The sequence below is a fragment of the Zunongwangia mangrovi genome (genome assembly GCF_900112105.1).
GTDB classification, from domain to species: domain Bacteria; phylum Bacteroidota; class Bacteroidia; order Flavobacteriales; family Flavobacteriaceae; genus Zunongwangia; species Zunongwangia mangrovi.
The window spans coordinates 1-13,587 of the sequence record NZ_FOKV01000007.1 but is presented as its reverse complement, the minus strand read 5'-3'; the positions used below and the strand labels follow the sequence as shown (position 1 = coordinate 13,587).

General features: G+C 34.6%; 6 protein-coding genes. 1 reads left to right on the top strand and 5 read right to left on the bottom strand.

Translation table 11 applies throughout. The features are described from left to right. Complete coding sequence (locus tag BM201_RS13935; RefSeq protein ID WP_092543674.1) at positions 1 to 1,500, bottom strand: RagB/SusD family nutrient uptake outer membrane protein; 1,500 nt, start codon at positions 1,498 to 1,500, stop codon at positions 1 to 3. Between the two features lie 10 nt (positions 1,501 to 1,510). After that, complete coding sequence (locus tag BM201_RS13930) at positions 1,511 to 4,618, bottom strand: SusC/RagA family TonB-linked outer membrane protein (RefSeq protein WP_092543672.1); 3,108 nt, start codon at positions 4,616 to 4,618, stop codon at positions 1,511 to 1,513. A 617-nt stretch (positions 4,619 to 5,235) separates the two neighbouring features. Between BM201_RS13930 and BM201_RS13925 the strand changes: the two genes are divergently transcribed. Beyond that, positions 5,236 to 6,084 (top strand): AraC family transcriptional regulator, encoded by an 849-nt coding sequence (locus tag BM201_RS13925; RefSeq protein ID WP_092543670.1) that lies wholly within the window; start codon positions 5,236 to 5,238, stop codon positions 6,082 to 6,084. A 195-nt stretch (positions 6,085 to 6,279) separates the two neighbouring features. Here the strand turns inward: BM201_RS13925 and BM201_RS13920 are convergent, their stop codons facing one another. The 3 genes from BM201_RS13920 to BM201_RS13910 form a co-directional block, all read right to left on the bottom strand. Next, positions 6,280 to 8,358, bottom strand: a complete 2,079-nt coding sequence (locus BM201_RS13920; protein ID WP_245758646.1) for a family 43 glycosylhydrolase — start codon at positions 8,356 to 8,358, stop codon at positions 6,280 to 6,282. Between the two features lie 157 nt (positions 8,359 to 8,515). Further along, positions 8,516 to 10,507 (bottom strand): glycoside hydrolase family 97 protein, encoded by a 1,992-nt coding sequence (locus tag BM201_RS13915; RefSeq protein WP_245758645.1) that lies wholly within the window; start codon positions 10,505 to 10,507, stop codon positions 8,516 to 8,518. A 183-nt stretch (positions 10,508 to 10,690) separates the two neighbouring features. After that, entirely contained in the window at positions 10,691 to 13,384 is a 2,694-nt protein-coding gene (locus tag BM201_RS13910; protein ID WP_175487047.1) for a DUF5695 domain-containing protein, read from the bottom strand. Between the last annotated feature and the right edge of the window lie 203 nt (positions 13,385 to 13,587).

Below are 13,587 nucleotides of genomic sequence, written 5' to 3'. Positions count from 1 at the left end.
CTATATTCTACTTCTCCAAAATTCAGTTTGCTCTAATTCTGGATCATTTGTTCGTAATAATGGTTCTATGGGCCAGTAATATTTTTCGGCTTGAAAATCATCATCATTGATAAATGAAAATTGGAATGTTGGAACCTCTCTTTTCATTCGAATCATATCATAAAAACGATGCCCTTCAGCCCATAATTCTCGAGCTCTTTCTTCCATTACTGCCGTAAACAGCTCTTGTTCTCCATTATAGGGTTCTAAACCAACTCTCGCACGAACCTGATCAAGAAGTTCAATCGAACCACTTGTTTGTCCCATGGCGGCTAAGGCTTCTGCTCTTAATAACATTATACCTGCCAAGCGAAAAATAATTATATTATTATCTACATAGAAGCCCCTTGTTTCATCAGGAAATTCGAAACCTGTATTATCATACTTAGTCGTTATTGGCATGAAACTTCCAATATCTTCGAACACTTGCTGGAGTCGTAAGTCAGGTATAGAATCATTAGTTTCTCCATCCTGAACGTTAAATAGAGTTCTAAACCTATTAACATCAAAACGCCATTCCGGTTCAACCTGAAATTCTCTAACCGTATAAGGAAATTTCAACAGTTTTCTACCAATTGTAAATTCACCATCTTCCTGAAATTCTTCTTCATCTTCTAACTGACTAGAGATTTCGAAAATATTTTCAGTGGTGGGATTATCAAACATTGTTTCATATTGATTCCCTGGTATTAGTGCATATCCGCCATTCTCTAATAAGGTTTGCGTAACATTTGCAACTTGGTCATAATTACCCTGCCAGGCATGCAAATGTGCTAAAGTGGCTAAGGTAGCTCCTTTACTTCCTCTAATTGCATTATTTACACCGCGGTTATAACCCCAGGTTAATAAATCTGAAGCCATAGTTAAATCTGAATTTATCTGATCCCATATCTCTTCTTTAGGAGAACGAGCCACATAAGGTTGATTTACCGGATCTCTTATATATTCGGTAAGCAGTGGAAGATCTCCCCAAATTCGAGTCATATAGAAATACGTAAAACCACGTAGAAAATAAGCTTCACCTATTTTATTATTTTTATCTTGTTCAGAATCAAATTCATTTACAGATATTTCTTGGGTTTTAGCAATAATTGTGTTCACATGATTAATCACCTTGTAGAAATTGGTCCAGTCCCTCATGTGCACCATTGTCCTGTAACTACTATTTTCATTTAAACGTTCCCCTAGATTATACATTCTAATGTTATCGTAATCTTCATAACCCGTATAGGAAAACTGATCTGAAGGAACATCACCATAAGTATAATAAGCTACCTTATCATTAAATGCCACCCGCAATAATGCGTAAGCACCATTTAAACCGGATTCAACATCCTCTGAGGTCTGCCAAAAATTTTGCTGCACTGGTTGATGAAATGGTTCTTTTTCCAAAAAGTCCTCACAGGAGGTAAATAATATCAATGCTACAACTATATATATGTACTTCTTTCTAATCTTCATGTTCTAATTTTTAAAATGCAACTTCAATACCTAATGAAAATTTATTCGGAACAGGGTAAGCCTGGGCAGATGCATAACCATTAGGTGCTACTGCTTCAGGATCCAATAAAGTGGAATCTGAATATGTCCAAACATTGTTCACACTTCCCCATAATCTCGCTCTATCCAAACCTAGGTTCTCACTAAGGGCACGGGGTATGGAGTATCCAAGATTTATGAATTTCACTCTGAAAAAACTTCCATCTTCAATAAAAGAAGAACTTTGAATATTCCACTGATCTATATTGTTAGGAATAATTCTAGGATACTCTGTGTCATCGCCGGGATTTATCCAAAATGAATAATCTCCAAGATCTGAGGCAGGACCTGAAATGCTCCCCCACATATTATTGGCATTATTAGATGCCCCATTCAACTTATCAGAAAGATATCCGTTTAGAATATTTCTTCCATAAACAAAATTGCATTGTACTGATAAACTAAATCCTTTATAATTGAATGTATTATTCCATCCACCATATAAATCGGGATCAGAACTTCCATAAGATACCAGATCATTACCATCTATAATATAGTCATTGTTCTGATCTATCCTTCTTGGATCACCACCTTCATACTGATTCCCTCCTGACCAGCCTTGCCTCATCCTCTCTCCTGTCAAGGGATCTACCGGAACATCTGAAGTTCTAGGATATACACCATCTGTTTCCCATACTTTATAATTATAGAGAGGACCTCCTTGAGATACGCTGAACCAGGCACTAGTGATATCTCTGCCCCCAGGTGTCTTGGCGACAATATTTTCGTTATGCGCGATAGTCAGATCTGATCTCCATCTAAATTTTTCATTCTGAACTATGGAAGCCCCTAATGTTAATTCCCAACCCTGATTTAAAACATCCATAGTATTATCCAAAGCATTTGAATATCCTGTAATGGCTGGAATTTGCCTGCTGAATAATAGATCGGCCGTGTATCTTTCATAAACCTCTCCTGTCAAACTGATTCTATTTTCCAAAAATCTTAATTCAATACCGAGATTGGTCTGACTTGTTTGTTCCCAACTTAATCCCGGAGAAGATACATTTTCAACATAATTAGGCACGATAAAACCAGCTCCACCATAGGATTGCGTATATATATTGTTATAATAATTAATATCACTTCTCAAACCCTGGTAAGACTGATATAATCCTCCTGGCTCTCTACCTGTTATTCCATAACTTCCTCTTAGTTTCACAAAAGAAAATGCTTTGGATTCAGGAAAGAAATTCTCGTTAGTTATTATCCATCCACCCGAAATAGAAGGGAAATAGGCCCAGCGATTGTCCCTTCCAAATCGTGAGGAACCATCAATTCTATAATTAGCAGAAATCAAATACTTTTGCTTGTAATCATAGGATAAACGAGTAAAAAAAGAAGCTAGAGATCTTTCACCATTATAAGTACTCGTTGTTGTATTCTTATCAGGTAACCCTTGTATTGTTTTAATAGCAGTTACCGGTATATCTCGACCCTGTGAATAAGTATTTGCTGAATATTGCTCTTCGAAACTTTGACCTATGACTGCATTAAAATTATGAGATTCTGTATTGAATTTTGTAGTAAAATTGAAGTAATTTTCTACAGAATAATAACGATTATCACTGCTATTACTTGTAGCATTTGCTATGCCATTCCATGCCACATACCCTGGTTGAAACCGATCCTCTCTGCTATAATTCAAATTCCCAACTATATTGCTCGTAAATTTTAGATGATTATTAAAATCATACTGTAAATTAAGGTTACCATTAAAAAGGAAAAAGTCATTTTTATTTCTTACATCCTCCAAAGCTCCTGTATGATATTCTCGTTCTGTTTCAGTAATTTGCCAAAATGATGAAGGAAAATTCCATCCGGAAAAACGAAACAGGTAATCCCCATTACCTTGCTTTCTTCCCACGTGAGTAAAAGAAACATTACTGTTGATTCTAAATTTTTCAACAGGTCTAAAATTATACATCAAATTAGCCGACATTCTAGAAAATCCAGAATTTTTGATAACTCCTTCCTCATCATAATAGTTAAGACTCATTCGAAAATCTGAAGTTTCAGTTCGACCACTTATAGCAACATTTCCTTCCTTAGTAAGTGCTCCCTGTATTAACATGTCCTGCCAATCAGAATTATTATTAAAGGCTGTATTTAAACTATCTGTTAGCATCAGGGAAAGTAATCTTCTCTGTTCGGGATTTGTAAGATTATTTTTTAAATAATTCATCTTAAAACGTCTTTCAGCCGCACCTACCATAACCGGTCGAAGAGCTGGACGTGTTGACATTCCAATTTCGGTTCTTACGGTAATTTGTGGTTTATTACTACTTGCTCTTTTGGTTGTAACGATTATTACTCCATTGGCTCCTCTTGCTCCATAGATAGTAGCTGCTGCTGCATCCTTTAGCACATCTATGGATTTTATATCGTTAGGGTTTAATAATGCAAGCGGGTTCAATCCAGCTTGTGCAGCACCACTCACCTCAGGATCCATAATTACTCCGTCAATAACATATAAAGGTTGACTTCTTGTATCTGGATTCATAGAAGTATTTCCACGAAGTGTTATGATACCCTGTGCTCCTGGTGCTCCGCTGGTTCCTAAAACGTTTAAACCGGCTATTCTACCTTGTAAAGCCTCTACAACGGTTGTTGTGGGCAAATCTTGAAGATCCTCACCACTTATAGAAGCAACTGATCCGGTCGTCATATCCTTTTTCATCTGCCCATAGCCTGCATTAATCACTACTTCCTTAAGCTGACCTAACTCTTCATTTAATTCTATTTTCATATAATCCTGGTTAGCTATTGGAACTGTATCCCTTTTATAACCTATAAATGAGAAAATTAAAGCTCCTCCTTTTTTGTCTCGAACCCTTAATGAAAATCTACCATCCATATCTGTAGTAGTTCCATTAGAAGAACCCTTTTCTATAACGGTTACACCTAATAATGGTTCTCCCAATTTTGCATCTGAAACTACACCACTAACTTGTTGAGCGGAAATAGTATCACAAAACAATGAAGTAGTAATTATTACAAATAAAATTTTTAAAATCCTGAAATTGTATTTTTTTTCCATACACTGAAATTAAAATTCATATCTAGTATTGTTTTACAAACTGACTTCATAATGAAGTCTTCATTAGCCCTTAGGGCTAACCCTTAATAAAATAGGTGGGGTATACTTAAGTATTCGAATACAGTTTGACTTTGCGCTTTTCGAAACTGTAAATTTTGTTTTATAAATATAAATTTATTCTTAAGAAAAAAATTAACACCAATTACCCATTATTGATATTTTCTTAACATAACCATTAATTAGTTATATATAATCCGATTTTTAACTTCAAACATTAAATTATCCTTACTGCTAAAACCTTTTAAACCTCGTAAAAGGAGTACTTTTCAATTTTTAAAAATAATACGAACGATGAAATCATATCCAATCATGATAAGTCATGATCTACTAGATAATAATTTACATATACTTAATTATAAAGTCACTTTAAACTGATGGTTACTCCTTTAATAAAACTTATCATTTATTAAGATTAGGGGATATTTGAGAAATAAATAAAACGTTTCAGCAATTAAATAATTATCTAAAATTACCGGAGTTTAATATCATATTAACAATGACATTGATTATAATTATTTTTTTTTCAATATTTACTAGAAATCAATGCCATTTAATTTATGAAAGTGCTACCATTTAAAATTCCTAAACCGCAAAAAGAAGCCTTGGTATATCAAGAAGATCATGAATTTCATTTTTATGATCAATTACATCAACATGAAGAAATACAAATAAGCTTTATTTCAAAAGGAAGCGGATCAATAATTGTTGGAGATAGTATAACTGAATATCAAGCTAATGACATCCTTATAATAGGTGAGAATATTCCTCACGTATTTAAAAGCGATAGTCTTAGTTATAAATCTGTGATGTATACGCTTTTTTTTACTACAGACTCATTCGGAAGAGAATTCTTCAGACTAACTGATTTGCAAGAACTACAAGCTTTTTTTAAAAGTTCAGAATACGGTATTAAAATTAGTTCCAACCATACAACAATACTTAATCATTTTAAGGTATTAAAAAATAAGAACCCTATAGAACGTTTAGCCTCACTTCTCTACATTCTGGACAGCATAATCAAATCAGATAAAAAGCTAGCGCTATCAAATTTTGTTTACAGCAAAGATTATACTGAAGAGGAGGGTAACCGCATGAATAATGTATTTCAATATGCGATGGATAATTTTCAAAATCCAATATCTCTGGACGATATTGCAAATCAGGCCCATATGAGTAAAAATGGGTTTTGTCGGTACTTTAAGAAAAGAACAAATAAAACCTTTCTTCAGTTTTTAATTGAAATACGAATTGAGCATGCATGTAAAACACTCAGAAGGGAAAAAGAACTTTCTATTTCCGCTGTTTCATATTCCTGTGGGTTTAATAATATTGCAAATTTTAACCGGAAATTTAAAGAATTAAAGGGTTTTACACCTACAGAATATCGCCAACTGTTTCAACGCTAAAATTACTACCTTAAAGCTTTAATTCGCTTTAAATTTAAATAAGTAGCTATATTTCTATAAAACTAAGTCAATTTAATTTAGGCCAAACTATCTTAAGGTATCCTGAGTTAAAAAACCCGGCTACCAAAAAATTTAGTCCCGGGTTTTCTTCAATCCAATTATAAAGCTTAGAATAGGTATTTACGATCAGCTGATTTATTTATCTGAAATTAATTCGTTTGGACGATATTTATTCATGCTTTTTAAAATTTCATGATTGTTTAATGCATAATCATACATTCCAAAGGAAGCCATCTGTCCAGTAAAATTTTCGCCTATATCAGAAGCACCAATTATAATCTTTGCATCTTCTATTGCCGAGGAAAGTAGCATAACTTGTGAATTATCAAGTTTACCATCTACATACATTTTCTCAACTACTCCATCGAATGTTAATACCAAATAATGCCATTCATTGGCTTCGGGAACTTCATTAAAAGACATATCAAAATGTCCATCTAAATGCGCTGCAGCCCCATAAGGTCCACTATTATATACCATAGCGTTATAAGTATTTGCAAGTCCTATCTTGTTCCTATTACACCAAGAAGCTAAAAACTCTCCCTGATTAGAAACCTTAGGATTTTTTACCCATGTAGCAACTGTAAATGAACCATTCCAGTTTAAAACCTCAGGTACCGGTTCACTAAAAACAAGTTTACCTCCATTGAAATCAAAGAATCTTTCTCCTTTTAATTCCTTTAATTTAACATTATCTTCGACTTTAAAAAAGCCTCCTAAACTTCCAGAATTTTTAATACTTCGTTTAGAATCATTTAGTTCAATATTACCAAAATTGATGTCAATAAGCTTTTTTCTTTGACTAATAGGTGCTGGAGAATTTTCCGATGCTCTATTTTCCAATTGCAATGGGATATCAAACTTGGAATTAAACACCTGAAAATTCCAAACAGAAGCTAATAAACCAGTCTTTTCTGTACCTAGTATTTCTAATTTCAAATATCTGGCTTCGATATCATTATCATCAATCATAGGACTACCAGGTACTCTATTGGATGAACGATCTGCAAATATTTTCCATTTTTCTCCATCCAATGAATATTTGATTACATATTGATAGTAATAACTTGCAAATTCAAAATTTGTCATAATTCGCTCAATATGTTTTTCTTCTCCCAAATCAACTTCTAAATACTGCGGATACTGATTATTCTCTGCTTTCCACATCGTGGCATTGTTTTTATCAGTAGCAAATTCAGGACGATATTCGTAATCATACTCTAAAGAGTTTAAATAATAATGCGAAGAAGCAGTTGTTTTTGTATTGAAAGCGAGATCATCTGGTACATCTGAAACTTTAATTAAATCTTTCATTTTGCCATGACCGGGGTTTACTTTTTTTATTGTTGAATCATTTTCGAATATCATTTTATCAATAGCAACTTGTCTGGCCATACCACCTCTGGTCATCGGATAATCGTGCCTATGGTACACTATATAATAATCACCATCCTCCTCCAAAATGGAGTGGTGTCCCGGACCATGAACACTCCCATCACTATTCGTACTCAGCACAGGATTATTGTCTCCTTCTGTAAAAGGTCCATAAGGACTCTCAGCAAACGAATAGCGAACATTATAACTTTCATCATGACAAGAGCCTCCAGAGTACATTAAAATATATTTTTCACCTTTTTTCATCATATAAGGTGCCTCGAAAGGTGCTGGTGTTTGATCTAAAGGTATTTTAGCCGGATCGAACATTTGATCCATTCTAGTATTATCCAACTGTCCTACTGCATATCCTTTATTATAATGAACCCAAGTTCCCCAATGGGCATATATTTGACCATCATCATCCGTAAAAAACTGAGCATCCAAAGATGGAAATCCTTCAGTAGGATAACCATGTTTGATTACAGGGGTATCATCTTCATGCAATTTTTCCCAAGGTCCAGTCGGATTTTCAGAAACATATCCATAAATATTACAACCCGCCTGACAATTCCCAAAGTACAAATAATATTTCCCATCTTTAGCATGAATAATATCAGGCGCCCAAAAGTTTCGCAGATTTACAGATTCGAGAGATGGAATCTCCATGGTATAATTATACCAATTAGAAAAATCTTTACTATACCATACCGTTGGTGCACCCGATGCCAACATTTCATTATCTGTTGTAGCATATATGTAATAAATACCATTATATTTTTTAATCGTTGGATCTGCAAACCATCCAGGTAAAAGTGGATTTCCAGTGTTTTGATCCATACGATCAATTTTTTGAGCAAATGAAGCTCTCTGTGAAAAACAAATGGTAAATACGAAAAATAACAAGAAACTATGAGTTGGTAGTTTTAAATTCATTTTGATGTTTTTATAGCGTAATTTTATCTTAATTATAACTTAGATACTATTTTCAATTGGATTAAAGGGAATATATTACACATCCCCCGCCTTTTATCATTGAGACATCCAAGACTCCTTTTTTATTAACATTTCTAATTTTTAATGCTGCAGTACCATTTTCATTATCAACTATTAAAGCCACCTTTTTACCCGCTAACATTGGTATATCTAGTTTAAGATTCATAGGTCCATTTTGACCATTTGCAACTCCTACATACCATCTTTGATTTTTTCTTCTGGCAATGGCAACGTGATCACCTGGCTCCCCACTAATATATTTAGTTTCATCCCAAACAGTTGGTACTTTTCTAATAAAGTCAATTATAAATTTAGGCTGACTATCAAGTATTTCAGGTGTTATACCAAAATGCTGAACGGGAGAAACAAACAGAACAGCTGTAGCAGCCTCAAATGCATTACTGGTTTTTCTTATATTTCCCTGATTATAATCCCGGTGGTATCTTTCCTTGAAAAAGACTGGACCAAAATCCATAGCACCAACCGTATTTCGGATGAAGGGGAATATAGTGGCATTTCTAGCATAATTGTCTGCATAATTCTGATCAAATATTAACATTTCCGAAGCTTTTACAGCTTCAGAAGTTATATAATTTGGATACATTCTTTCCCAGCCTCTTGGCAAGGTACAGCCATGGAAAGTAACGGTTAACCCATAGTTATTTGCATCAGTAAGGATATCTTCGTATAATTTCATCGTTACCTGTTTATCTCCTCCAAAAAAGTCGACTTTAATTCCTTTAACTCCTACATCTTTCATCCACTGCATTTCTTTTTGTCTGGCCGGAGCTTCATGCATTAAGTCCTGTGGTGTCTGCGGTGCATCATTCCAATATCCATTTGAGTTATACCATAAAAGAATTTTTACATCTTTACTTGAAGCATAGGCTACTAACTCTTTAATTTTTTCTTTACCGATAGCCGTATCCCACCAATTATCTATTAAAACATATTCAAAATCAAGGCTTGCAGCCAAGTCTATATATTTGATCTGATCTTCATAATTTATACTGCCATCCTGCCATACTATCCAACTCCAGGTAGCCCTTCCAAGCTCATAATCAGCACCAGGTTCGTATTTAGGATCAACATGATCGAATGCCACAGTGGATTCTACAATGGGTTTTAAAGTCTCTCCCAAGCTAATTGTTCTCCACGGCGCATAAAATGGAATTGAACCAAATGCGTTTGAATTCCCTATACCGGAATTTTCTTCAGATTGAGGAAATTCCAGCTGATATATACCATTAGCATCGCTATCGCTTAATCTAGATCCAGGATAGTTGCTATCTACTCCTGTTTCTGATAAAAGTAGCCAACCAAAATCACCAATTTTGAATAAAGCTGGAAAAGTATACCCTCTTTCATACATTGATGGTTCGGTTAGCTTTGCATCTAATTTATATTCCTCTTCATACGATGGTTTAGTTTGTTCCCATCCTATCATTGGTAAAGACTGAGGTGTTAAATATGTAGTTGAAATATCAGGTAGATTAAAACTAGTGATTTCATCTGTAATAGATATTCGTGTTTTTCTTGAACTTGTATGTATACTATATCTAAATGCTATATCATTATCTCCAACTCGAAAGGTGTATCGAAGGGTATCTTTGTTATTATTTAAAACATCTACTGTTAATTGATTAGCCTTAACTTTAATTTCACTGGCTTTACCTTTGTTAAAATGATAATTTTTAATGAATACTTCTTCTTTTGAAGTATCCCATTTTAATTTTGAAGTAAAATCTCCTATAGATGTCATTACCCCAAGAGAAGATTCTTCAAGAAAGATCTTATTACTTCTAAAAACGGTATATTTCAAGGCCCCTGATTTCATAAAAACTCTTACACTAGTTTTATTGTCTGGACTTTTCACAACACTCTCTTGAGCTAACATATGGTGAAAACAAAATAAAGCTGTTATTAGAATGAAAAAGATTTTTTTCAACATAGTTATTTTAATAATTTCATTAATATTTGCTGATCTAACCAATACAATTATAATGGTTTACCAAATATTTCTATTCTATTATATTAACTGAACTTTATAATATTGCACAAAGTTTAGTCATCCTATTTTAATAAGTTCGCTTAAAAAAAGAGAGGTATAAAAACCTCTCTTTTTGATGTAAAAACACACTCAAAAACCATTTTGAATAATTAACTCACACAACTATTATTTCAAAATTACAGTTTTTGGTTCCTTAGTTAACGGAATTTTATAAGCACCGTTCATTTTATCGAATTTCAGATCTAATTCTTTATTCGATCTTAAATAAGCTTCCGGACTATCCTTGGTTTTCTCATTTAAAACCAATTCTATTTCTCCTGAAGAGGTATCGTAGATCAATTCTTTAAAAGAACCTGCATCTAGCGTTAGCCATAATCCTTTTGGTTCAAAATAGATCTTACTTTTTGCAGCAGTGGTTAGGCTTACGATAATTTTATCATCATCTTTTTCGATATTTCCACCAAAAGAAAGCCATCCCAGATCTTCATTATCGGTAATATAAGTAGCCGAATTAATCGCATAACCAAAGAAGTTAGATCCATAATCTCCAGATAGATAATCGATTCTCATCGTCGATGGATACGAGTGGAAAGCTGCAGATCCAAATCCATCTTTTGTGATGTTAGAGATCGCTCCTAAAGTTCCACCATAACCAACTTTTAATAAATAGAAATCTGGATTGTTTCTATAAGCTTTTAAAACAGGGATCGCGTTTAAACCAGATCCATAATGATGAATTTGACGTTCTACTCTGGATAATTTACCTCCGTAAAGGAAATCCCAGTATCTACGTGCGTTACCGTTATACGCCCAGTGCGGCATTGTTGGCATATAAGCCAAAATCGCATTCAAAGTAACATTTGCTTTTTGCTGATACCCAAAATAGTCACTCCACATAAATACTTCTTCCTGCCCGGTAGAATCCCAAGGCATTTCACTACCAAATGGATAGTTTAAAGATTTCCAGTGATCTGCTCTTTTCTTCATTGAAGCTTCTAAGCTGGTCGCCATCTCGGTTAATCCTTCTGCTTGTAGATCTTTTAAAATGTTTAAGAATACGGTTCCTTCCATTTGTCCAAAAACAGCATACCAGGGTGCTAATTCTGGCATTGTAACAGAGGTGTGATATGCCTGTTCTAAATACCATTTCCAATCGTGATTGTCTACCAATCCTTCGTGATATCTCGATAAACGATACATTACCCAGTAAGCGGCGGCAACGTGAGGATAATTATACGATCTTCCTGGATCACCGGCATGCTCTTTATTCCATGCTGCCCAAGTGTTGTAGTTTATATCATCACGATACGTTCCTTTTGGCAAAGAATCTGGCTCGTAATAAAAAATACTTTTCTTAACTCCATATTTTCTTTTTCCTTCATCATACTGAATACCACCCCAAAGTGTTTCATCAATAAATAATTCCAGTTTTTCGATCTCTGCTTTTTCTGGCTGAATAAGTTGCTTCATCATGGCTCCTAACCAGCTACCAGCACCACCTTCATCACTTAATCCGGCTACCCATGCTCTGGTTTCCTGAGTCATTTGTTTTTTATCTTCGTAATCGTAAGAGATCACCGAGTTTGTTCTTCCGAAGAATTCATCAGGTTGATCAAACCACTGCTCGGTCATCAAAAAATGTCCAAAATCATCAACAACTTCGATTTCGGGCTTAATCACTTTATAGTTGATCGTTTGTTCTAAACCATCTTTATAAGTTACCGTTACACGGCTTCTGCCCCAAATATTTCCTTTTACCTCATATTCGGTAAATCCGGCACCTTTTTTTCCAATTTCAGTAATGCTAATCGCTCCTTCTGGTTCTACCAAAATCTCTTCTACAGCTTCTGGATAGTTAAGGAATAATTTTCCATCTACATCCATTGGCAACACATAACCTGGCACGCCCACGGCTACCGGTCTTTGCTCTTCGATTAATTTATCCTGAATTTCTTTGATGCTAGGCGCCAATACAAACTTCAATGCGAAATTCTGCGTTTCCCCTGCTCCAAGGCTTAAAGAAGTTGGTTTATTCCATTGGTCTTTATCTTTCCACTCTTTTTCAGCATAAGCTTTACTAAGCGCCATCCATTCGTGAACACCTTCAAAAACAATACTTCTATTGGTAGGATCGTCATTTAATGGGCGATAGGCTTCAAATGGCATATTGTTTTCTGGTAATACCAATAAAGCTTCGCCTTCTCCTGTAAGATGTTTTACTTCTAAATACCCGGCATCGTTCCCAATATATGGATCAAAAAATACATTATCGGCATGCGTTTCATCTAAATGCTTTCCTTCTAAAATGTTATTGAAAGCCATTGGAGTTCCTAAAGCACCAATTTCAACAGATTTGCTTGTTGGGTTTGTAATTTCAAAACGTAATACCAAACCACCGTCTTTTTTCTCGTAGTATCTTTTAATACTAAGTGGATTTTCTTCACCTAATGTATTACTTAGATCTGCGGCTGCTAAAACATTACCAGACACCGATAAAGCTTCTACTTTTTTACGATGCTTAGCCGTAGAAAAAGATTTCCATTCGCCATCTTCTCCTTTTATTCTGAAGTTTAAATCGCCAATGTAATAAATGCCATCTTTATCACGAATTTCGATACGCTCACCCGGAGTAAAATCGAAATCTGGATCTGAATTTGGGTATAAGCCCGCTACGGTTTGTGAGGCATTTACCAGTTTTAGTGTAAATTCATCGGTTTTTACCTCAGTAAAACCTCCTTCGATCCCAAGTGTAGATTCCCGGTCTTTAAGGTTGTCCCAATAAGGAGAAACTTCTTGCCCATATGTATTAAAAATACCTAACAATATGAGGATTGAAAAAACCTGTAATATATTCTTCATATTTTACCTATATATTTCATTTTTAATTATTCAAGATCTACATCCAGATATACTGAATGTTTACCATAAGTTTCGTAAAATGGTTTGTAGGTAATCCCGTTGATCTCGAACGTAAGCTCCTCTGGATTTCCTTTAATTGATGCTCCAATATCTTCAGCATCAAAATTCACTTTACGCCATTCTGTTCTTGGTTCGTCTTCCTG

Coding starts and splice junctions, on each gene's coding strand:
- BM201_RS13935 (WP_092543674.1), bottom strand. CDS start 1,500: ATGAAGATTAGAAAGAAGTACATATATATAGTTGTAGCATTGATATTA.
- BM201_RS13930 (WP_092543672.1), bottom strand. CDS start 4,618: ATGGAAAAAAAATACAATTTCAGGATTTTAAAAATTTTATTTGTAATA.
- BM201_RS13925 (WP_092543670.1), top strand. CDS start 5,236: ATGAAAGTGCTACCATTTAAAATTCCTAAACCGCAAAAAGAAGCCTTG.
- BM201_RS13920 (WP_245758646.1), bottom strand. CDS start 8,358: ATGGATCAAAACACTGGAAATCCACTTTTACCTGGATGGTTTGCAGAT.
- BM201_RS13910 (WP_175487047.1), bottom strand. CDS start 13,384: ATGAAGAATATATTACAGGTTTTTTCAATCCTCATATTGTTAGGTATT.